Below are 20,389 nucleotides of genomic sequence, written 5' to 3'. Positions count from 1 at the left end.
CTCTCTTATAGCGAAAACTGAAAGGTATCCTGCAATAAAACAGCGGCAGCTCCTGCGACCTCTACATTTTCACCCAACGAATTCGGCCGAATCTCCAGTTCCTCCGTCAGGATTCCATGCGCATATTCCCCCACGTAGTCTTTTACTTTGGCGATCAACAGCTCATTTTCGAAGGCAATCTCACCGCCTAGAATAATGACCTCCGGATTGAACAAATGAATCAGATTAACCAACCCCGAAGCCAAATAAGAAGCGGTTTCCTCCAAAATGCTGATGGCAAGCGGGTCCTGCTCTGCCAACGCCTGACGAAACACCGCAGGAGTAATCCGGCCAACATCCTGCTCCACCAAATCAGAGATGCGGCTCGCTTTTCCTTTCGCAAGCGAGGAGACGAGCTTGGAGTAAATGGTTGGCCAGCTCACGTAATTTTCCAGACAGCCAACATTTCCGCAGTCGCACCGCACACCTGCCCGATCAATCGTGGTGTGACCGAACTCACCGGCCCCGCCTTTAAAGCCCCTGTAGATGGCACCGTTCATCAAAATACTGGCTCCCAATCCATCCCCAATTGTGACGTACAGCATGTTTTGATAATGACTGAAATCCCCGATGGTCTTCTCGGCTAGCAAGTACGCATTCGTGTCGTTATCCAGCCATGTTTTCAACTGGAACCTCCGCTCGATCATTTCTTTAACAGGAGAATTCTGCAAGCGGAGCTTCGTATTGTAGCGAATCACTCCATGAACCGAGTCCACGATACCTTGAGTGACGATCGAGATTCCCATACATGTCTCCAGACTCGCGGCTCCACGCAAAAATTGCTCAATAACCTCCAGCAAAAAAGCAAGGATACTCTCCCCTTGGTACGGCTTGATCGAGTGAACTTCCTTTCGTTTGACCGCGGCTTCCAGATTCATTTCGGCAATCGTAATCTTCGAGCCAGAGATCGAGATGCCTATCAGAAAACGGCTATCAGGAGAAAACTGGATCAATATCGGTTTGCGTCCGCCATTTGACTCCCCTGTTCCCACCTCGGATACGAACGCGTCACGAATCAACTCACTGACAGCTGAGGTCACGGTAGTAGGACTCAGTTTGTTCCGCTTCGCTATTTCACTCCGGGAAATGGGCCCGTAATGACGGATCGTATCGAATATGATGGAGCGATTCAGTTCCTGGATCAGCTTTAAATCACCCGTCCTACGCATGTAACCATCCCTTTTATTCAAGTCACAAATGGCAAGCGACAAAATGATCTCCGTCTGCCGCTTCCCTCAATGCTGGAGGTGTCGTCTTGCATTTATCCATCACGAACGGACATCGCGTATGAAACAGACAACCTGACGGCGGATTCACCGGGCTCGGCACATCTCCCTGCAAAATGATCCTCTCCCGCTTCGCCCGTGGATCAGGAATCGGAACCGAAGAGAGCAGCGCTTTTGTATACGGATGCCGGGGATTGGCAAAAATTGTTTCCTTCGGGCCGGATTCTACGAGACTCCCCAAATACATCACGCCGATCTTGTCGCTAATATGCTCCACCACGCTCAAATCGTGGGAAATAAACAAATAGGTCAAATGAAATTCTTCCTGCAAATCTTTTAGCAAATTCAAGATTTGCGATTGAATCGACACATCGAGAGCAGAGACTGGCTCATCCGCGACGATTAGCTTCGGCTTCAAAATCAAGGCGCGAGCGATTCCGATGCGCTGCCGTTGCCCTCCGCTGAATTCATGGGCGAATTTCTCCGCATGATAGCTGGAGAGCCCGACGACCTCGAGCATTTCTGCGACAATCCGATCACGCTCTTGGGCAGACAGCTTCGTATGAATGAGAAGAGGCTCTGCTACCACATCGCGAATTTTCATCCGCGGATTCAGTGAGGCGTACGGGTCCTGAAAAACCATCTGTACCTGCTTGCGCACTTCCCGCAGCTTTGTTTCGTTCATCTTGGAGATTTCCTCGCCATTGATCCAAATCTTGCCCTCATCTGGCAACAAAAGCCGTGTAACCAAGCGCCCTGTCGTCGACTTGCCGCAGCCACTCTCTCCGACCAAACTGAACGTCTCGCCTTCCCTGATCTCGAACGAAACGTGATTCACTGCCTTTACGCTTTTTTTGCTGCTGAACAGACCGCTATCAATCGGGAACGTTTTTTTAATACCGTCTACCACGACCAGTGAGTTAGACATGAACATCCCTACCTTCCTCTTGATAGAGCCAGCAGCGGCAAGAACGTTCCTCTCCCACCGTCGTTATGGCGGGCTCCTTTTCCCAACAGACAGACATGACATCCCTGCAGCGCGGAGCGAATTTGCAGCCCTTCGGCATATTGTTTGGTGTCGGTACGTTGCCCGGAACCGAATCCAGCCGCACGCGCTTTTGCCCGATTTTGGGGACGGAGCCGATCAAGCCTTTTGTATACGGATGCTTGGGTTCGTCGAACAAGTCGTAAACAGATGCTTCCTCCACGACACGCCCTGCGTACATGACCACGACACGGTTGCACATCTCTGCCACGACGCCCAGATCATGCGTGATCAATAGCATCGACATATGCTCGTCAGCCTGAAGCTGCTTCATTACGTCGAGGATTTGTGCTTGAATCGTGACATCGAGTGCCGTCGTTGGCTCATCGGCAATCAACAGGTTAGGATTGCAGGACATCGCCATCGCAATCATAATGCGCTGCCGCATACCGCCTGAGAGCTGATGCGGATACTCACCCATGATTTCGCTCGGGCGCGGAATCCCCACCTTTGTCAGCATGCTCACTGCTTGTTCTCGCGCCTTTTGGTCGGAATAGCCGAGATGCAAACGAATGGCTTCCATTAATTGCTCTCCGATTTTCATCACCGGGTTGAGCGAGGTCATCGGCTCCTGAAAAATCATCGAGATTTCTTTTCCGCGAATACGGCGCATATCACTCTCCGAAATCGAGAGCAAATTCGTACCGTTGTAAACAATCTCGCCATTGGTAATCTCACCAGTAGTGTCCTTGAACAGGCGCATGATCGACAAGGAAGTCACGCTCTTGCCGCAGCCCGATTCGCCAACCAGTCCAAGCACCTCGCCTTTTTTTATATGAAAGCTGACATGGTCGAGGACGACTGTCTTCTGGTTGTCTCTCGTAAATTGCGTCTGCAGATGCTTTACTTCCATGATGTTCTCACTCATCTGCCCCATCTCCCTCGTTTAGTTCTTCGTTTTCGGGTCCAAAATATCGCGCAGGCCGTCCCCAACCAGGTTAAACGCCAGCACGGTCAAAAAGATCGCAATCCCTGGAATGATGACCACATGAGGAGAAGTGGCGAGATAGTCACGACCCATACTGAGCATCGCCCCCCAGTCGGGACTCTCGGGCGCGGCTCCCAGACCGAGAAAGCTGAGACTGGATGCTGCCAAGATCGAGGTACCGATTCGCATGGAAAAAAAGACGATCATACTGGAGACGGTCTCTGGAAAGATGTGACGAAACATAATTCGGCTGCTTTTTGCCCCCATGGACCGCGCCGCTTCTACAAACACCGCTTCCTTGGCAGCCAATGTATTGCCCCGGATCAAACGCGCAAACGATGGAATACTGAACACCGCTACCGCTACGACGACATTCGTTAATCCCGGACCGAGAATTGCAACGATGGCGATTGCCAGCAGCAAATCAGGAAAGGCGAACATGACGTCACTCCACCGCATGATGAGGCGATCCATCCACCCGCCGTAATATCCGCTAATCAAACCGAATACCGTTCCAACCACTGCACCGACCAGCACAGAAGAAAAGCTGACGCCAAGAGAGATTCCCGTTCCTACGATGATACGGCTCAAAATATCTCGACCGTATTCATCTGTCCCTGCCCAATGCTGCATGGAAGGAGTCTGCAACGTCACATCATAGTTCGGCTCGTACGGATCATAAGGCGCGATCCACGGGCCAAACAACGCGATGACAAACAAAAACAAGATAAAAAACCCCGCCCAGAAAGCTGTCTTTTGCTTCTTCCACTTCTTCCAAAACTCGCGGGCTCTTGATTTCTTTTTGTTGGAAACCGCTACGTTATGCCCGATTTCTTTTACTACCTCCATTTACGTCACCTCCTTGCCATTAGCTGTCATAACGGATTTTCGGATTCAGTGCCTTGTACAAAATATCTACCAGCAGATTCACGAGAATGAACTCCAGTGAAAACAACAGGATGACTGCCTGTACGACCGGATAATCGCGAAAAGCAATGGAATCAATCAACAGACGCCCCATACCTGGAATGCTAAACACCGTCTCCACGACAACCGATCCGCCCAAGAGAAAGCCGAATTGCAATCCGGCGATGGTCACGACCGGAATCATCGAGTTTTTCAGGGCGTGCTTGCGAACGACTACAGATTCCTTCAACCCTTTTGCCCGACCTGTTCGAATAAAATCTTCCTTTAATGTTTCGAGCAGGGAGGAACGTGTAAAACGAGCCAGCATCGACATGATTCCAGCTCCCAAGGTTAACGAAGGAAGCACGTAGCTCTTCCAGCTCTCGACCCCACCTGTGGGAAACCAGCCCAACGTGACAGAAAAAACCTGTATGAGAATGAGCCCCAGCCAAAATCCAGGCAAGGAAATACCGGATATCGCCGTCAGCATTCCTACGTAATCCGGCCATTTATTGCGGAAAACAGCAGAGATCGTCCCAATCAGCAATCCGAGCACCAAGGCCCAACCCAGGCTCATAAATGTCAACGTCATCGTTACGGAAAAACGGTTTTCAAACATATCACTAATAGGAAGCCCCGTCTTCAAGGAGTGTCCCAAATTTCCTGTCAGCAGGTTTTGCATGTAATTGACGTACTGGGTAAGCAATGGCTTATCCAAGCCCAGCTCCTGACGCACCCGCTCGATCTCTTCCAAGGTCGCTTCTTTTCCCGCCGCCAAGCGAACAGGGTCACCCGGAACCAGATGGATAAAGAAGAAAATGAGCAACGACACAACAAAAATAATCGGGATGATCTCGATGAGTCTCTTCACGATATAACGGAACATGGTACGGTTCCTCCTAGAAGAAAAGCAGCGCCCAGCGGCAGACAATGCCCGAACGCTGCTTCAAGTATTATTGGAACGCCGCTTCCCTTACATAGATGCCGCCACTTGGTGTGATATAAACACCGTTCACGTTCGCGCGTTTTCCGTACAAGATTTCATCGACTGCGAGGAAAATCCATGGTGCATCTTTAAACACATTTTCTTGCACGACGCCATACAATTGTTTTTGCTTGTCTTGGTCTGACGATTGTGTCGCTTCCTTGATGCTTTGGTCGACAAGGTCATTTTTGTAGAAAGCCGTGTTCGCTCCCGCAGGCGGGAAGTTCTCGCTGCTAAACAACGAACGCATCGCATTGTCTGGATCAGCAGAGGACCAGCTTACGTACCACATGTTCATCTTCGCTTCTTCTGGCGACTTGATGCCGTAGATTTCATCGGATAGCGTGGCTTCTTCCATCGATTTCACTTCAACGGTGATGCCGACCTTTTGCAATTGTTGCTGAATGAATTGCATGCCCTTCATCGTATCCGAGTTCGTATTGCCCCAGATATCGGTAGTGAAGCCGTTCTCGTAGCCTGCTTCTTTCAAAAGCTGCTTCGCTTTTTCGATGTTGTATTCATACGCGCCTTGCTTCGCATAGTGGGCAATCGTCGGGGACATCACGGATTCCAGTTGTGCGCCATACCCGGATTTCACGACTTTTATGAACGCGTTTTTATCGACTGCATGGTTGATAGCTTGGCGAACGCGTGGATCATCAAACGGCTTTTTCAGCATATTGATCGAAACATACCGGGTGATAGTGGAAGGTGTGCGCTCTACCTTTACTCCCTCTTCACCGTTCAGTGTCTCTACTTGCTGCTCTGGCAACGGATAGATGACATCGGCTTCACCCGTCTTCAGCATGGCTACGCGGGAACCGTTTTCAGGAACGGGTTTGTAGACGATTTTACCGACCTTGGCAGCTCCCTTGTTCCAGTGATCCGGATTAAGCTCTACCGTCAGATGGTCACCCTGTACCCATTCCACGAATTTATATGGACCTGTACCGACTGGATTTTTGGTAATGTCTTTGCCGTACTTCTCCAGAGCCGCCGGGCTGATGATTCCGGTCGTGAACTTGTTGATCATCGCGGAAAACGGCTGGTTCAGCGTCACTTTTACTGTGTGCTCGTCGACAATCTCTGTGGACTTGATGTATTTGTAGTTCCGATAAGCTCTCAGGTTGTTGTCTTTGTTACTCATCCGGTCGAAGTTGATTTTGACTGCTTCGGCATTGAAAGGTGTGCCGTCATGGAACTTTACATTTTGCCGGAGCTTGAAGGTGTACTCTGTTGCATCTTCATTCACCGAATATTCAGTCGACAAACCCGGCATGAGCTTCAAATCCTTGTCGTAAATCAAAAGCCCTTCGAACATCGCGCTTTGGACACCTGATGACAGTGCATCCCCTGTATTTTGCGGGTCCATCGTGATGAAGTTTTCGTTTACGGCGATGACCATCTGATCCTTTTGCGGCGCTCCCGTCGTTGTCCCCCCATTGGAAGCTGCAGGAGTTCCACTACCATTGCCATTGCCACCGCCACTGGAACATCCGAAAAGTAAAGCCACTGAAAAAAGTAAGACGGATGCGGTTCGCAAAAACGATGCTTTTTTCATTTTCTTTTCCCCCTTGTCTTCATGTACGCTATGGGTGTTATCTGGATGTCCATGGATAGGTCTAGCCTGCCGGTTATCGGGTAAATACGATTTCTCTTCCGGTCGCAGCTGATTCGTAAATACCGCACAGAATCTTCATCATCTCCACACCGTCCTGCACTGGGCTAAGCGTTTCCTTTTCACCCAATATACATGCGATAAAGTGATCAATCTCATTTTGGAAGCCTCGCTTGAAATCAAACGATAGTTTATCCATCTGCGGGCTGACATTCAGGATCGTGTCATGCTTTTCTGCAATGATGGACAACTCTGGCTCTACCTCTGCGCCTCCCTTGTCTCCGTACAGCTTGACGGCCAGCTCGTCTTTTTTTGCATGCAGTGTATAGCTCACATCCACGAAAAGAGACGCTCCGTTTTCAAAGCGAATGAGTGCATTGGCCATATCCTCGACAGTGTTTTGGGAAGGGTCGTAGTCAGCGGCTTTGTAAAAGGAAAGATTTTTGACGTTGGCGCGATTGCCCAGCTTGTTGTATGTATTGCCACTGACGGTCGTTACTTTTGGGCAGCCCATCAAATACCAGCACAGATCAATGACATGTACCCCGAGATCGATCAGCGGACCTCCACCAGATCTGTCCTTGTCAGCGAACCAGCCTCCCGGATTTCCCAAGCGACGCAGACAGGATGCCTTCGCGTAATAAATCTCGCCCAGCTCGCCCGCATCGATGAACTGCTTGAGCAATTGCGCATTCGTATCGTACCTTCTCACAAAGCCCACCTGGAGAAGCTTGCCACTTTCTTTTACGGCCTTTTCTATCAGGAGAGCGCTTTCAACTGTTGTACTTAAAGGCTTTTCCAAAAGCACGTCTTTACCCGCCCTAAGGGCAGCAATGGCAATATCAGCGTGCGTGTTGTTCCACGTACAAATACTCACTGCGTCTACCTGCTCATCTGCAAAAACATCCTCAAGCTTGCTGTAATAGGTCTCGGCCCCGTACTTCTGAGCTTTTTCCCGAGCGCGCTCCTCGTTGAAGTCGACGACGGCACGAATTTCTGTACGCTCGTTTTGCTGGTACGATTGCAAGTGCATGTCTGAAATAGATCCTGCACCAATCACCGCAACTCTCACTTTTGCCATGATGCTGTCTTCCTCCTTGGTTCTCATTTGTTAATTAATTTTTTCAGTGGAGTAATTAATAAAATGATACAAAATTGTTTTAATTTTTGCAATACGGATTTCAATTAAAAATTGGATTCAAAAACTCCCCCTGCCGCTCCCATCACTCCGGCCTCCACCCCGATTTGGCTTGTGACCACCCGCACTTCATTCGCCAATCCAGAGATGGTTCTATCTCTCATACTCTTTTCGATTTCTGGAAGCATTAGTCCAGATGCGTTCATAACCCCGCCTCCAAAGACAATGACCTCCGGATTAAACATATAGATTAGATTGGCTGCTCCTATGCCTAAATAAAACCCGGCTTGCTTTACGATTTGCGCGAAAAATGGATCTCCTGCCAGCGCAGCTTCACTGATCTCTTTTGCCGACAGCTCTCCCTTTTCAACAAGGATTCGATTGGTACCGGGCTCCTTCGTAGATGCCAATTTTTGACGGGCGGCGTTTTCGATAGCAGTACCAGAAGCGTAGTTTTCCAGGCATCCACGATTACCACAGCGGCATGGCGGTCCGTTCCAATCGATTGAGATATGGCCGAACTCACCCGCACTTCCATCTCTACCTGAAACCAAACGTCCGTCGCTAACGATTCCAGCCCCAACCCCTGTGCTGACTGTGACGTAAATCATATTTCGTGTACCGACACCTGCACCCCATAGCCACTCCGCAACCGCCGCAGCATTCGCATCATTGAACAGTCGAGCAGGCAATCCGAATCTTTGCCCAATCAACGTGCCAATCGGAACATTTCGCCAGCCCAGATTGCTCGCAAAAATGACCTCGCCACTATCGCTGTTAATCACACCAGCGGAAGCGATTCCAACCCCGCATACTTCTTCGGAATTGATGCCGCTTGTTGACAGGACATCGTGCGTGGCGGACAACACCCTTTCAATTACTGCCTTTTCTCCCTCTTCCGCGTACGTAGGCAGTTGCTTTCGTGCAATCAATCGACCAGTACGGTCCACCAGGCCAGCCAATATTTTTGTCCCACCCAGATCCAGCCCAATCGCATATTCCTCTTTTGCCATGCTCGTCTCTCCTTTGTTTACCGTAACGCATGATATTAATTTCTCCAATGGTTTTATAAATGTAACTTAGCTTTATTTGTAGCACACACACCTCCCAACGTCCAGACTATTCAAAAAAATCCACCTCGCCCGGAAACTTCTTTCGAATACCAGGAAGTACATAGGACAGAATAAAACTGTTAAAACGCCCAAAAGGAGGATGGTACATGAATAAACAGACGCTGGCTGCCCATGAATCACTGGATATTCATGAAGTACTTAACTTTAAAACACTCTGCCTCGCCAAATCCAAGCTGATGCAAGGCATCGTATTCGATCAGGATTTACGAGCATTGATGCAAAAAGATGTAGAGCAATCCTTGCAAGCAATCGCGGAGCTTCAGGCTATTTACAAGAACGCACCCTTTCAGGCACCGATCCCGCAAACTCGTCCGACCCCCATCATAAACTGAAGGTGAAAATCTGATGAACAACGATTATCAAGATCCCATAAATGCATTAAACATGCCGGAAAAGGCAGATATGACTTTTGCTATGGACTTCCTCATGCGAGCCAAAGAAGGCGTCCGAAACACAGCCATCGCTCTAACTGAAACCGTTACTCCGGAAGCGAGAGCCATATTGCGGAAACAGCTCCACCAAGGAATTGCTCTTCATCAAGAAATCGCGGAACTGATGCTCAGTAAAAAATGGTTCCATCCCTACGAGCTTCATGAACAATATCAACTAGACCACCTCTCAGCCTTGGAAACGATTCAAATCGGGCAAATGAATCTCTTCCCAGAAGATACTTCGCGAAAAGGCATGTTCGATCGGACACCAGATGAACACCAATGATGGAGGAACTTATCGATGAAAGCCGTTACCTACCAAGGCATTAAAAACGTAGTGGTAAAAGAGGTGCCCGATCCGAAGCTTGAAAAGCCCGATGATATGATCGTGAAATTGACAAGCACCGCCATTTGCGGGTCCGATCTCCATTTAATTCATGGCATGATCCCCAATTTGCAAGAGGATTATATTATCGGTCACGAACCAATGGGTATTGTTGAAGAGGTAGGCCCCGGTGTAACCAAGCTGAAAAAGGGCGACCGCGTCATCATTCCATTTACGATTGCTTGCGGCGAATGCTTTTATTGTAAAAACGATTTAGAAAGCCAATGTGACAATTCAAATGAGAATGGCGATATGGGTGGTTTTTTCGGATATTCCGGCACAACTGGCGGTTATCCTGGGGGGCAGGCGGAGTATTTGCGGGTGCCCTTTGCGAATTTTACCCATTTCAAGCTCCCCGAAAACTGTGAAGTAGAAGATGAAAAGCTATGCTTGATTGCCGATGCTATGCCCACTGCCTATTGGAGCGTAGATAACGCTGGTGTCAAGAACGGAGATACCGTGATTGTTCTGGGCTGCGGCCCCGTAGGCCTCCTCGCCCAAAAGTTTTGTTGGCTGAAAGGTGCAAAACGAGTGATCGCGGTTGATTATATCGATTACCGCCTGCAACATGCGAAGCGTACAAACAACGTAGAAATCGTTAACTTTGAGCAAAAGGAAAATATCGGTAACTACCTGAAAGAAATCACGAAGGGTGGCGCTGATGTTGTCATCGATGCTGTTGGTATGGATGGAAAAATGTCCGATCTGGAGTTTCTGGCAAGTGGTTTGAAGCTGCAAGGAGGCGCCATGGGGGCAATCGTCATCGCTTCCCAAGCAGTTCGCAAAGGCGGCACAATCCAAATTACCGGTGTTTACGGCGGGCGCTATAATGCCTTCCCTCTTGGAGACATCATGCAACGCAATGTCAACATACGTTCCGGACAAGCTCCTGTGATCCACTACATGCCTTATATGTACGAGCTCATTACCACCGGAAAAGTCGATCCAGGCGACATCATTACGCACGTCATTCCCTTGAGTGAAGCAAAGCGTGGCTACGAAGTATTTGATACCAAAACAGACAATTGCATAAAAGTCGTTTTGAAGCCTTGATGAAATGAGAAGGAGGGTGCTGCTGCGATGAGTTACGGATTGCATGAACAGCTTGAACTACACGAAATTGCTACTTTTAAAACCATTTGCATGACCAAGTCCAAGACAATGCAAGGCCTGGTTTCCGATGAGACGTTGGGACAGCTGTTGGCTGACGATGTTCTCGTATCCACCAGACAGCTCCAGGAACTGAGCTCTCTACTGACAAAAGCAAATTCATAGGGGGACAACAAATGACTGGCATTCTTCAAAGCTTAGCTGGTATGGGTGGCCTCACGGATCAAGTAATCGCCATGGACTTTCTCATCTCCACAAAGAGCGGTGTGCGGAACTATGCGATGGCACTGACGGAAACAGGCACCCCAGAAATTAAGGAAATACTAACCAAGCAATTGGAAGAAGCAATCGATTTGCATGAAAAGATCAGCCTGTACATGATTGAGCGTGGCTGGTATCATCCATGGAATATTACCGAGCAGATTCAGTTGGATCAGCAAAATATCCAGACCGCGTTAAATCTTTCGTGAAGTGAAAGCACCTTTTTTGGGTGCTTTTTAATTTGTCTACCATTCGACAATATCTCCTAAAGTAAAAAGAAAGTATATCCTATAAAATGGTATATATAGCTTTTGTTGGAGGGAAGCAATGATATCCATCTACTATTTTTGATGGAGTACCGCAACTTCTGGCATCCACTCGATGAGCGTTTCAGAGCTACATTACCTCTGTCATGAAAGGTTGATGTTCATGTTTAAAAAAGCCTTGATCATCCTGACATTAAGCTCAGTTGTCGCCGTACCAAGCTTAGCTGTAACAGCCCACGGGGCCGCTCTACCTTCACAGGAGAAGGCACCAGCCTCCTCAAAAACAATAATCAAAAATGCCGCATTTGGTCAAGAAGTCTGGGTAATGCTCGGCTCGCCTATTCCAACCGGATGGGTCGTCATCAGATCTTCCGGCAATATGAACCTGATTAAAGATATGAACAACGCTCCGACTGGTTACGAAGTTTGGGTAATGCTCGGTTCCCCTATGCCAACTGGATGGGTCGTGATTAGAAGTACCGGAACCATGAACCTGCTTAAAAACCTGAACAGCGCCTCTTCTAATCAGGAAGTTTGGGTAATGCTCGGCTCCCCTATGCCTGACGGATGGGTTGTAATCAGAAGTACTGGAACCATGAACCTGCTTAAAAATCTGAACAACGCATCCTCTGGTCAGGAGGTATGGGTGATGCTAGGCTCGCCTATTCCTGACGGATGGATTGTTGTCAGGTCATCGGGAACAATGAACCTGATCAAGCGCCTATAGACTAATCAGAATAATAGGATAAACCGCTTCCCCAATAGCTAGACTCATGGCATGCATCCTGTCCACAAGCTGACGTCGAAACTCAATCGACATCAGCTTTTTTACTTTTCTTGTTAGTTTAAATATGGTATAAATTGTTAATTATTTCGTAACTGCCTTGAAAATACTGGATGCTTATTTTACCATTGGGAAAACAATTTCAAATTACTAAAAAAAGATGGACTAGTAGGAATGGAATTGTTTTTGTAATCAAAAAAATGAGAAGGAGGTCCACAGAGAACTGTACTGGGAACAATGAAAACTCTTATTTGGAAAGGAGCCTCATGATGTTAGAACGAATATTGGGTAAACTTTTATTGCTCACCATTACTCTTGTCACTCTTGTAAATGGATATTTTGTTACGCCGACAAACGCACAGGATCAATCCGAATATCGTGTGGATTTTAGCGGTGTATCCGCACCGATCCCTGTCAATATCCGTACCGGACCGACTACTTCTGCTGCTATCATCGACAGTCTTCAACCAAATACCCGAGTACAATTTTCTGGTTGGACCCGAGGTACCTCGCTAACCGACTATTGGACGGGCTCCCCTGATAATAGATGGTTCTTCTACGAGAAAAACGGCATGAAATACTATGTTGCTTCTGCTTTTATTAACGGAAACCCACCTGCCACCGATCAAAACAAGGTCTTGGTTTCGTATCAGGTAACCATTACGACGAATATCCCTGCTCTTAGACAGGCCTATGAAAATGCCATACAAAACTGGAACAACACAGGCATTGTTTCCTTAACACCAACACAAAACGCCCCCATTACATTAGGTGAAGGCTATGCAAGGGGGTATGATGGATTTGGCTGGTGGCAATCGAATGGCTCCAGAGTTACCGGTGGCACAGTCATTCAATGGAACAGAGTAAGCAACAGAAACGCCGCTTATTTAGAAGCCTTGGCTACTCATGAGATTGGTCATGTACTACGACTAAATCATAGGTCGGATCACTCCATCATGAATAACTCTTGGTTAACGAGAATCACTACTCCTACCCAAAACGACATCAATGAGCTTCGAAACATCTATAGTCGATAACGCTATTGCCCACAAAATAGACTATGCAAGGCACTCTTTTGGCTGTCGAAAAAGTCGACGGCTTTTTTTGATGAACAGCCCGCCTCTTGGTAATCCCCCCTTTCCTTCTCATGCAGCAGCGTATACGATTATAAATATTCCTTACCATTCCCAAAGGAGAATCCCCATGAATAATCAAATTCTCAGTGCACGCCTGACTCTCACTAAAGTGGCATTACCCGATTGGGAGCTGATCCGCTCCATCTATTCCAACCCGACACTGATGGAGCATATCGGAGCAACCATGAGTGACGAAGATATCCGCCGTAACTTTGAGAAAGAACTCGCTCCGTGGAGTCTCGAATCGAACCACTGGCTGACCTGGATCATACATGAAACCGACTCCGGTAGCGACGTTGGCTTGATTAGTATCTGCACCCGTAACCGAGAGACCCTCACTGCGGAAGTCGGCTTCATCATACTGGACGGATTCAAAGGCAAAGGCTATGCAACGGAATCAATCAGACGCGTATTTGATTTTGCAGTAGATACATTTGGCTTCAAAAAATTTACGGCTGTTTGTTCCGAAGAGCATGCCGCTTCACGCCGTGTTTTGGAGAAGGCTGGAATGAAGCTGGATAAAATCGTGCCCGAAAGCACTGAAATCGCTGGCAAGATGGTGAATGACTGTTTTTATACGTTGGAAAAGTAAAAGATCTTACGCCTTTCACAACGCAATAAGCCACCATACCTGTGAAATGGTTTGCTTACGTCGCTTTTGAACCAATAGAGCGATTTCTGGCTGCGCCTAGCCCAAATATAAAGAGCAAGATTGACGCACCGACCAAAAGTAGCAGGGGAACCGTCCAGCTATCCGTTACATCATGCAGATATCCGAAAAGGGTCGGGCCTATTGCGGCAAGTAGGTAACCAACTGATTGAGCCATACCGGATAGCTCTGCAGCCTGTTGAGCATTCTCTGTACGTAAACCAAAAAACATCATCGATAAACTAAATGCAAAACCTCCGCCAATTCCGAGCATGATGATCCACCAAACAATGAAATTCGCGCTTCCATAAAGTAATCCAAGCGTTCCCATGAAAAGTAAAATTGCCGTAATCGTAACTAATGAACGTTGACTGGACATTCGCCCCGCGATAATCGGAACGATAAAAGTAAAGGGAAGCAAGGCTAACTGCATAATGGATAGGAACCAACCAGATTGATCTGAACTTGTTCCTTGCTGTTTTAAGATTTCAGGTAGCCATGTAATCAGTACATAGAAAAACGTAGATTGAAGTCCCATAAACAAGGTTACTTGCCACGCTAGTGCGGAACGCCATAAATTCACACCACTATCCGCCGATTGATTTTGAACGGTGGCTGTTTCCCTAGTGCGGCGTTTCATTTGAGGTAACCAAAATAATACGGATACCACACTAAGAATGCCCCATATTCCCAGTGCCCCTTGCCATCCAACTCCTAATCCAACTGCAATGGGAACACTAATGCCAGATGCGATTGCCCCTAATATATTCATAGAAATGGAATATACACCAGTCATTAAACCAATTTGTCCAGGAAACTCCCGCTTTATAAGGCTAGGCAACAACACATTAGAAACGGAAATTGCCAACCCAAGAACAGCAGTACCGATATATAAGGTAGCGATTCCTGGGAGAGAACGCAAAATAATCCCAAAAGTAAGAAGGAGGATGGAAATTAGAATCATTACTTCTACGCCAAACCTTCGTCCTAATTTAGGAACAATGGGAGAAAAAAGTGCAAAAGCTAATAGGGGCAACGTGGTAATCATACCTGCCAGCGTATTCGAAATATGAACATCGTCCCGAATAAGACCAACTAGAGGCCCCACCGAGGTTAAAGGGGCCCGTAAATTAGCTGCAATAAATATGATCCCTACAATAACCACCCAAACTGCTGATCTAGTAACATTTGAAGTTGATTTAATCTTTTGCGTGCTCATTATTTTCCCTCTTTGTCTATTAGATTGAATACAGGAGTTCATTCGAAACCAAAGAAAAAATATATTATAATATACTTTTCCACCAATATCGTATATTATAATACAATAAAAACCCTCTAGCAACCATTCGGTCGATAAAGGGTCATAGTCGTGGTAGTCTATGAACATACAGGGGATCGATTTTTAGACCCCGTATTTCAATATAATATGGAGCACAACAAGCTCGTCAGACTGGTTTATATAGGAATGTGTGCCATCTGCACTAAAACTAATCGAATCATATTGGTTCAAGGTGTACGACTCATTATTTACATGGATGGAAAGGGTTCCTGACATTACTGTCACAATTTCCGTTGTATTGTGGTGATGCTTCTCTGGATGGTATGAGCTATTCGGTTGTAAATAAGCTCTACACGTTTCAATTTCATTGCTTACGTTTTGAAAGATTGGCTCAATGACCCACTCTTTATTATCCCCGGCAATTCTGAGTCCCTTCCCGGCTCTGGACAGATTCACACTGTTTTCGGTTGAGAATAACGCCAAGAGTGGAATAGATAAGCATTTCGAAATTTTCCACAGCACCCCGATTGTTGGGTTGGTTTCTCCACGCTCAATATTTCCAAGTGTCAGCTTGCTCACACCGGATAATTCTGATAAATCTTCCAGGCTCAAATGCTTCTCTTTACGGATTTTTTTTAATACCCCTCCAACCTGAAGAACAACTTGTTTAGGGTCATCGGTTTCTGGATTCATTTTAAGCCTCCCTTTACTATAGATGGAATCTATAAAAAATATGCTAGTAGCATGCCTATACGATAGTGGATGAAATCATATTAAATATACCAGATCATCAATCATAACCCCATAAAAAAGAAACCCTTCCTGCCAAAACAGAAAGGGCCTCCTTCAACTGGTCTGCTACTTAAACCAGCCTTTTTCCTTTGAATGCATAATCGCCTCGATCCGATTGCTCACACCGAGCTTGTCGAGAATGACGGAGATGTAATTCCGCACAGTCCCTGTCGTAATGTACAGCTGACTGGCAATCTCCTTGGTGTTCTTCCCGTCAGCGACCAAAAGCAGGACTTCCTTTTCCCGCTCCGTCAGCGGATTCTCCTGCCCATACGCCTCATCGATCAGCTCAGGCGCATAGATCCGCCGCCCAGCCATAATGCTGCGAATCGAGCTGGCCAGCTCTTCGCTCGGACTGTCCTTGAGCAAGTAGCCGTTTGCGCCTGCCTTCAGTGCTCGTTCGAAATAACCTGGGCGAGCAAAGGTTGTAAGAATCATCACCTTGCACCCGCTACCTTTCAATTCCTCGGCAGCGTCCAATCCGCTTTTGACTGGCATTTCGATATCCATAATGCAAATGTCGGGCTGATGCTGATGCACGAGCTTGACCGCATCCTCACCATTACTTGCTTTTCCGACGACCTTCATATCCTCTTCCAAATCGAGCAGGGAAGCAAGGGCTCCCAAGAGCATCCGCTGGTCCTCTGCAATGACAATGCGAATCATCTTCCCGCCTCCTGTTCCGGTTGTTTGAAGATGTTGGGTACCCGAATCACTAGCTGTGTTCCAGACACGGAGGACTGGATTTCCATGCTTCCGTTGACAAATTCCAGCCGTTCCTTCATTCCACGCAAACCGTTGCCTCGGTAAACCAATTCCTCCGCCATTCCGATGCCATTATCCGTTACGCTTACGACGAGATCGGTACGAGCGGGTTCAATGACAATGGAACAGGCAGTGGCGTTGCTATGCTTCACAATATTGTTGACCGCTTCTTTCAGGCACATGCACAACACGTTTTCTGTCATCAGCGAAGTGTTGGTCAGATTCGTGTTACCTTCCAACACGAATTCAATATCCGCTGCCTTGAAAATTTGCTTGATCCGAAACATCTCATCCTCTAGCCGCGTCCCACGCATTTGCGTGACCATTTCCCGTACTTCCTTCAAAGCGATTCGCGCTGTTTGCCTGATCTCCTCCAGCTCTGTTCTCGCCAGAGCAGGATTTTTGTTGATCAGCTTGTTCGCCAAATCGCTTTTTAACCCAATTAGGGAGAGCTTCTGCCCCAACGTATCGTGCAGGTCGCGGGCAATGCGTTGGCGTTCCTCGAGCTTGACCAGCTCTGAAATCCGCTTGTTCGCATGCTCCAGCTCTCCTTGCAGCTTCTCTCGCTTATTCCAGTTGTACGTAGTCACGGGCAAGAGAATGACAGCAACCATGCTAACCAAAACAAACGGAAGCTGGCTAATCAATTGCGCGTTTTTGGTGAAAAAGCCGATGTTGACCGATATGGCGGTGCTAATCAAATGAACCGTGTACAGCGTAACAAAGCCGATCTTGTTCTCGATATTCCCGATAAAAAACGCCAGAAAGAGCGAGAAATACACATAGCCGAACATCAAGGTCATCGCGATGGATATGATGATCTGCACACCCGTCCAAAAGTAAATCAGCCAGCCCTTTGACAGAAAGGAGAATACATAGCAAATAAAAAACAGAATGATCATGATGATTCCGATCACCGCTTCGTACGTCGATGATGACCGGAAGATGAAATAGAATGGCAGGATGTAGAAGACAACCCACACATAAGGGCTCAAGCCCGTATTTTTTTGAAGAATGTGATACCACTTCTGCTTTTGCATGCTTGCCCACCTTTTCTTCGGCACTCTCTCAAGTGTATCGGAAATCAAGGGTTTATGGCAGGCTTATTTTCCTTCCAAACTCGGTTTGGAGCCTTGGAGTGCATCCATGATCACTTCAGATCGAGCAGCAGCCAATCGCTTGATGCCTTTGAAGCTCACAAAGCGCTTGTTGCTCTCATCCCACAAATGAAAACGCAGGCACTGCACGCTTGCCGCCAGTGTAATCGTTGTCGCCTTCTGAAGCGGCGGTGTCTCGTTATGTGCTTTTTCCAGGTTGTAATTCGGTACACGTGGGCTTAAGTGATGGACGTGGTGAAAGCCAATATTGCCTGTGATCCATTGCAAAACCTTCGGCAACTTGTAGTAAGAGCTTCCTTCTACTGCTGCTTTCACGTAGCTCCACTCTTCTTCGTTCTCAAAGTACGAATCCTCATACGTATGCTGCACATAAAACAGCCAAATCCCAAACAATCCCGAGACAAAAAAGATCGGACCTTGAATCAGCAGGAATGCTTGCCAGCCAACCGCCCAGATTAAGAGCCCATAAAGACCAACCAGCAATACATTCGTCAAATACGTATTCAACCGCTCTTTGCGGCGAGCTCGCTTTACATTAAAACGATATTGGAGCAAAAAGACAAAAATAGGACCCAAACCAAACATAACGATTGGATTACGATACAGCCGATAAGCCATTTTACGCCAGGTAGGAGCTTCGAGATATTCATTAACAGTCAGCATCCACAGATCGCCTACACCTCGTTTGTCGAGGTTGCTGCTCGTTGCATGGTGAATATTGTGACTATTTTTCCACTGTTCATACGGAATGAGGGTAAGCACACCAGTAATCGTCCCCACGATGTCATTTGCCCGACGATTTTTGAAAAAGGATTGGTGGCAGCAATCATGGCAAATGATGAAGGTACGGATGACGAAGCCACCTGCGACAATGACGATAGGCAGCGTCAGCCAATAGGACACAGATAAGCTGAGATAAGCTCCGTACCAGAGAAGAATCAGCGGAACTAGCGTATTGATTAGCTGTCGGATACTCTTTTTCATGTCTGATTTTTCAAAGGGGGCAACATTCTTTTTCAACTCGGCAATATTGGCTTGATGCATCAATTGTTTCCTCCTCGACCGAAGCGCATAGAGACGTGGAGTGCGCCGGACACTTTATTCTATCTTTATTGTAGAAAATAGCGTCTGGCCGCTGTAGTCATAAACGTCAAGTCGAGGACATGACAAATGTCATGGTTGAACAAATGGATGGAATATTTAGGTTTAGTAAAAAGACCCCATCCATACTTCGGATGAGGTCTCTGGCCTTGACACCGTATTGTTCTTACTTCAAATCGAGCCGCTTCACGATATCTTCAAGCAGCAAATTCGCTGCCTTGATGCCGCCTGCTTTGTTCCACACCGTTTCGTCTACATGGAAAACTTGATTGGTCTTCGCCACATTCAGAGATTTGAAGACTGGGCTTTCCATCCATTTTTTTGCGTTGTTCGCAATGTCTTGAGATTCTTTTGTTGGCTCCGTTACCCAGTAGAACAGGATGTCCCCGTCCATAGCAGACATGCCTTCTTCACTGATCATTTCTGCAAAGTTATTAACGTCCTGGGAAGCTGGACGTGCGAGTCCCAGCTGATCGAGCAACACACCGCTAAATGTATCTTTTTGATAAATTTGTACACCTTTTTTGGAGAATTTCGCTACGGATACTTTGGTAGAAGCTTTAGGACCCAGCTTTGCTTTCACAGCAGCTACGCGGTCGTCGAATTCTTTCAGGACTTGCTCGCCTTCCGCCTTTTTGTTCATTGCTTCAGCATAGAGCGTGAAGTTGCTTTTCCATCTACCGGACAGCTCTTCGGAGAATACGGTTGGAGCGATTTTGGACAGTTGATCGTAAATCTTTTCATGACGTACTTTGTTTCCGATGATCAAATCAGGGCTCAGGCTTACAATCGCTTCGAGATTTGGCTGGTCTTCGAAGCCCAACACTTCTACGCCTGTCATCTGATCTTTGATGTGAGGATACCAAGGATCTTCATCCCAGGACTGTACAGCAGCGATTGGCTTAACGCCAAGTGCTAGCAAAGCTTCCGTACCTTCATTCGTTAAAATAACTACGCGTTCTGGTGTTCCCTTAATCGGAGTGGTACCCATTGCGTGTTTCACTTCACGTACTTCAATGGAATCGGTTGGTGCTGGTGCCGGAGTAGCCTCAGTCGTCGTGCCCGATGCAGCTGGCGTCTGTTGAGCTTGATTGGCATTGCCTCCGCAACCGGCAAGGACAACCAGCAAGCACAGCGCGAAGAAGCTGGTCATGAGGTGGCGCATGGTACATAAACTGGTCTGACTTTTCATATCGAGAATGCCCCCACTTCTGCTTATCAACTTAGTGATAACAATTATCAATTGATAGTATATAGAGACTCCTCTTCCTTTTCTATGGACGTGATTGTCCAA

Annotated in this window: 22 protein-coding genes; 8 read left to right on the top strand and 14 right to left on the bottom strand. The window is 47.2% G+C overall.

Annotation, left to right across the window (positions count from 1 at the left end; translation table 11 throughout):
• Positions 1–5: 5 nt before the first annotated feature.
• The 8 genes from HP567_RS06975 to HP567_RS06940 form a co-directional block, all read right to left on the bottom strand.
• Complete coding sequence (locus tag HP567_RS06975; protein ID WP_173610522.1) at positions 6–1,208, bottom strand: ROK family transcriptional regulator; 1,203 nt, start codon at positions 1,206–1,208, stop codon at positions 6–8.
• 22 nt (positions 1,209–1,230) lie between these two features.
• Positions 1,231–2,193, bottom strand: a complete 963-nt coding sequence (locus HP567_RS06970; protein ID WP_173610523.1) for an ABC transporter ATP-binding protein — start codon at positions 2,191–2,193, stop codon at positions 1,231–1,233.
• Complete coding sequence (locus HP567_RS06965) at positions 2,186–3,178, bottom strand: ABC transporter ATP-binding protein (RefSeq protein WP_173610524.1); 993 nt, start codon at positions 3,176–3,178, stop codon at positions 2,186–2,188. The genes HP567_RS06970 and HP567_RS06965 overlap by 8 nt, the downstream gene beginning before the upstream one ends.
• 18 nt (positions 3,179–3,196) lie before the next feature.
• On the bottom strand, positions 3,197–4,087 hold the full coding sequence (locus HP567_RS06960) for an ABC transporter permease subunit (protein ID WP_173610525.1): 891 nt from the start codon (positions 4,085–4,087) through the stop codon (positions 3,197–3,199).
• A 19-nt stretch (positions 4,088–4,106) separates the two neighbouring features.
• A complete protein-coding gene (gene nikB, locus HP567_RS06955; RefSeq protein WP_173610526.1) occupies positions 4,107–5,030 on the bottom strand; it encodes a nickel ABC transporter permease in 924 nt (307 codons plus the stop codon).
• A 67-nt stretch (positions 5,031–5,097) separates the two neighbouring features.
• Positions 5,098–6,690: a glutathione ABC transporter substrate-binding protein gene (locus tag HP567_RS06950; RefSeq protein ID WP_173610527.1), complete on the bottom strand. Its 1,593-nt coding sequence runs from the start codon at positions 6,688–6,690 to the stop codon at positions 5,098–5,100.
• Positions 6,691–6,763: 73 nt separating this feature from the next.
• Positions 6,764–7,828: a Gfo/Idh/MocA family protein gene (locus HP567_RS06945; RefSeq protein WP_173610528.1), complete on the bottom strand. Its 1,065-nt coding sequence runs from the start codon at positions 7,826–7,828 to the stop codon at positions 6,764–6,766.
• Positions 7,829–7,932: 104 nt separating this feature from the next.
• Positions 7,933–8,898 carry an ROK family protein gene (locus tag HP567_RS06940; protein WP_173610529.1) on the bottom strand — a complete coding sequence of 322 codons (966 nt, stop codon included), beginning with the start codon at positions 8,896–8,898 and terminating at the stop codon, positions 7,933–7,935.
• Positions 8,899–9,104: 206 nt separating this feature from the next.
• Here HP567_RS06940 and HP567_RS06935 point away from each other — a divergent pair, with 206 nt between their 5' ends.
• From HP567_RS06935 to HP567_RS06900, 8 genes are all read left to right on the top strand, one after another.
• Positions 9,105–9,350 (top strand): spore gernimation protein GerQ, encoded by a 246-nt coding sequence (locus HP567_RS06935; RefSeq protein WP_173610530.1) that lies wholly within the window; start codon positions 9,105–9,107, stop codon positions 9,348–9,350.
• Positions 9,351–9,363: 13 nt separating this feature from the next.
• A complete protein-coding gene (locus HP567_RS06930; protein ID WP_173610531.1) occupies positions 9,364–9,735 on the top strand; it encodes a spore coat protein in 372 nt (123 codons plus the stop codon).
• A gap of 15 nt (positions 9,736–9,750) precedes the next feature.
• Positions 9,751–10,887: a zinc-dependent alcohol dehydrogenase gene (locus HP567_RS06925; RefSeq protein WP_173610532.1), complete on the top strand. Its 1,137-nt coding sequence runs from the start codon at positions 9,751–9,753 to the stop codon at positions 10,885–10,887.
• 27 nt (positions 10,888–10,914) lie between these two features.
• Positions 10,915–11,109 (top strand): hypothetical protein, encoded by a 195-nt coding sequence (locus tag HP567_RS06920; protein ID WP_173610533.1) that lies wholly within the window; start codon positions 10,915–10,917, stop codon positions 11,107–11,109.
• Positions 11,110–11,120: 11 nt separating this feature from the next.
• Positions 11,121–11,414: a spore coat protein gene (locus HP567_RS06915; protein ID WP_173610534.1), complete on the top strand. Its 294-nt coding sequence runs from the start codon at positions 11,121–11,123 to the stop codon at positions 11,412–11,414.
• Between the two features lie 220 nt (positions 11,415–11,634).
• A complete protein-coding gene (locus HP567_RS06910) occupies positions 11,635–12,198 on the top strand; it encodes a hypothetical protein (RefSeq protein ID WP_173610535.1) in 564 nt (187 codons plus the stop codon).
• Between the two features lie 323 nt (positions 12,199–12,521).
• Positions 12,522–13,292, top strand: coding sequence for a matrixin family metalloprotease (locus tag HP567_RS06905; protein ID WP_229087954.1), 771 nt, complete (start codon positions 12,522–12,524; stop codon positions 13,290–13,292).
• 166 nt (positions 13,293–13,458) lie between these two features.
• The gene (locus HP567_RS06900; protein WP_173610536.1) at positions 13,459–13,983 is read left to right on the top strand and encodes a GNAT family N-acetyltransferase; all 525 of its coding nucleotides are present in this window, start codon (positions 13,459–13,461) and stop codon (positions 13,981–13,983) included.
• Positions 13,984–14,038: 55 nt separating this feature from the next.
• Here HP567_RS06900 and HP567_RS06895 read toward each other — a convergent pair whose 3' ends face one another.
• The 6 genes from HP567_RS06895 to HP567_RS06870 form a co-directional block, all read right to left on the bottom strand.
• Positions 14,039–15,259 (bottom strand): CynX/NimT family MFS transporter, encoded by a 1,221-nt coding sequence (locus HP567_RS06895; RefSeq protein WP_173610537.1) that lies wholly within the window; start codon positions 15,257–15,259, stop codon positions 14,039–14,041.
• A 183-nt stretch (positions 15,260–15,442) separates the two neighbouring features.
• The gene (locus tag HP567_RS06890; protein ID WP_173610538.1) at positions 15,443–16,012 is read right to left on the bottom strand and encodes a helix-turn-helix domain-containing protein; all 570 of its coding nucleotides are present in this window, start codon (positions 16,010–16,012) and stop codon (positions 15,443–15,445) included.
• Positions 16,013–16,177: 165 nt separating this feature from the next.
• Positions 16,178–16,777: a response regulator transcription factor gene (locus tag HP567_RS06885; protein ID WP_173610539.1), complete on the bottom strand. Its 600-nt coding sequence runs from the start codon at positions 16,775–16,777 to the stop codon at positions 16,178–16,180.
• Positions 16,774–17,916, bottom strand: a complete 1,143-nt coding sequence (locus HP567_RS06880) for a sensor histidine kinase (protein ID WP_173610540.1) — start codon at positions 17,914–17,916, stop codon at positions 16,774–16,776. The genes HP567_RS06885 and HP567_RS06880 overlap by 4 nt, the downstream gene beginning before the upstream one ends.
• 63 nt (positions 17,917–17,979) lie before the next feature.
• A complete protein-coding gene (locus HP567_RS06875) occupies positions 17,980–19,038 on the bottom strand; it encodes a fatty acid desaturase (RefSeq protein WP_173610541.1) in 1,059 nt (352 codons plus the stop codon).
• 223 nt (positions 19,039–19,261) lie between these two features.
• Entirely contained in the window at positions 19,262–20,287 is a 1,026-nt protein-coding gene (locus tag HP567_RS06870; protein ID WP_173610542.1) for an ABC transporter substrate-binding protein, read from the bottom strand.
• Positions 20,288–20,389 lie beyond the last annotated feature (102 nt).

The sequence above is a fragment of the Brevibacillus sp. M2.1A genome, from assembly GCF_013284355.2.
In the GTDB taxonomy this organism is placed as follows: Bacteria; Bacillota; Bacilli; order Brevibacillales; family Brevibacillaceae; genus Brevibacillus.
This window is presented reverse-complemented; position numbering and strand designations above follow the sequence as displayed.